We start from the raw sequence: 2,076 nt of genomic DNA on the forward strand, positions 1-2,076 counted from the left end.
TCATCGAAGGTCTGGCGCGTCACCGGTTCCGCCTGGGAAATTGCCGTCATATCAACTCGCTCAATCGAATTCATTCCATGCTCCTCTGTCTTGATGATGGAATTATAGAAAGCGCGCGGGCAAAACTCTTTTCAATCTGCGACGCCGAATTTCAGAAAATCGCGGCGCAGCGTTGTCAAAAAACTATCAAATGGCGGAGGAGGAGCCGGCTGCGGGACGCAGCTTGCGCTGGCGCTCGTCGCGCGGTGTGATGCCGAACAGCGCGCCATAGGCGGTGGAGAAATGCGAGCCCGATGAAAATCCGCACATGAGCCCGACTTGCACGATCGAGTGATTGGTATCGAGCAGCAACTGGCGCGCACGCTGCAGGCGCAGCTCCAGGTAGTAACGCGACGGGACGCTGCCGAGGTATTGCTTGAACTGGCGCTCGAGCTGCCGGCGCGAGATGCCGACAAGGTTGGCGATGTCGTCCGTGGCCAGCGGCTCTTCGATGTTCGCTTCCATCAGTGCCACGGCTTCCGACAGCTTCGGTTGCAGTGCACCGAAGCGTGCCTGCAATGCGACGCGCTGGCGATCGGACTGCGCGCGCACGCGGTCGATGCAGAGGATCTCCTTCACCTGCGCCTGCACGTCGGAGCCGTACAGCGCCTCAATCAGGGTGAGCGTGAAATCGACGCTCGCCATGCCGCCGCAACAGGACAATCTCCCACCATCGAACTCGAACAGGTTGGGCGTGAGGATCGCGCGGTCGGCGGCTTCGTCGGTCTCGCCGTACAGCGACCATGGCAATGCGGTGCGCAAGCCATCCATCGCGCCGGCCTGCACCAGCCACAGCACGGCGGATCCGACAGCGCCCCACACTTTCGACGGCTGGCAATACTCCGTCAGCGCGCGCAAATGGGCGGACGCGAGTGGCGCAAATTCTTCATCCGAAACGACCAGCGAGAGATGCCGGTATTGCCCCTGCGGCGCACACCCGTCGAGGATGTCCTGCATGGACAGCACCTCGACCTGAAGGCGCTGCGGTCCCAGCAGCCGAGCCACCGAGCGCCACGGCTGCACAACACCGGCGGCGGCAATCGACATGCCCTTCCCCGCATCCACCAAGAGGATGCGCAGGGGTGCTTCCTGTCCAAGGCTGGCGAGACTGGAAAATGGCATGAAGGGAAAGTGGTGGGGTTATTTCAACCGCATTGTCATCCAACATTGCCACCGCACCAATACCCTTGCCGGAAATTCAAAAGAGTCCGTCGCTTTTACACAATTCAGGCCGGCGCCGTTCGCGCCGTGGGACGCCACTGGCTGACAATCATGCCGGCGATGAGCAAGAGGCCGCCGGCAAGGCTGCGCAGGGTCATGGTTTCCGACAACCAGAAGTAGGCGGCAATCGCCGCGCAGCCGGGTTCGAATGCGTAGACGATGGCGGCTTCGTTGGCGCTCGCGTGACGCTGCCCCCAGGTCTGCAGCGAAATGATCGCCGCCGTGGCGAATACGCCGAGGTACACGAGGTTATAGAAATTGCCCCGTATCCTGTCGCCCACGCCGGCCCAGTCGATTGCCTGCGGTTCGGTCATGACGATCCACGCCGCAGCGCACAGCGCGACCGTGATGATCTGTACCGCTGTCAGCGCCATCATGTCGTTCGCACGGCGTGTGAGCACTTCCATCAGTTTCACGTACACGCCAAAGCAGAGCGCGCCGGCCAGCGCCAGCGTATCGCCCGCGCTCCAGGACCCGCCGTCCCAGCACATTGCAAACAACCCCGCCATGGACAGCAGCACCGCGATGATGATGCGGTTCTCCGGCATGCGTCCCGCCATCACGCCGAGCAGCGGCACAATGAGCACGTTCAGGCCGGTGATGAAGGCATTGCGGCTGGCGCTCATCTGTCCCAGCGCCTCGACCTGAAACATGAATGCGGCGAAGAGCAGCAGGCCGAGAATGCCGCCCGCCGTGAAGTCCACGCGCTTCCCGCGCAACAGGAAAGGCGCCAGCAGCACGCCGGCCAGCGCAAAGCGCAGGAAGGCAATCCAGACCGCGGAGAAATGCTCCGACAGGTCCTTCATGGCGGGGGGG

Annotated in this window: 2 protein-coding genes; both read right to left on the bottom strand. The window is 62.6% G+C overall.

The features are described from left to right. Positions 1 to 186 precede the first annotated feature (186 nt). Positions 187 to 1,161 (bottom strand): GlxA family transcriptional regulator, encoded by a 975-nt coding sequence (locus AYR66_RS01265; RefSeq protein WP_088705997.1) that lies wholly within the window; start codon positions 1,159 to 1,161, stop codon positions 187 to 189. A gap of 104 nt (positions 1,162 to 1,265) precedes the next feature. Further along, positions 1,266 to 2,076 (bottom strand): DMT family transporter (locus tag AYR66_RS01270; RefSeq protein ID WP_088709543.1); only part of this gene is annotated, 811 nt, incomplete at its 5' end.

The sequence above is a fragment of the Noviherbaspirillum denitrificans genome, assembly GCF_002211445.1.
GTDB classification, from domain to species: Bacteria; Pseudomonadota; Gammaproteobacteria; order Burkholderiales; family Burkholderiaceae_D; genus Noviherbaspirillum; species Noviherbaspirillum denitrificans.

Coding starts and splice junctions, on each gene's coding strand:
- AYR66_RS01265 (WP_088705997.1), bottom strand. CDS start 1,161: ATGCCATTTTCCAGTCTCGCCAGCCTTGGACAGGAAGCACCCCTGCGC.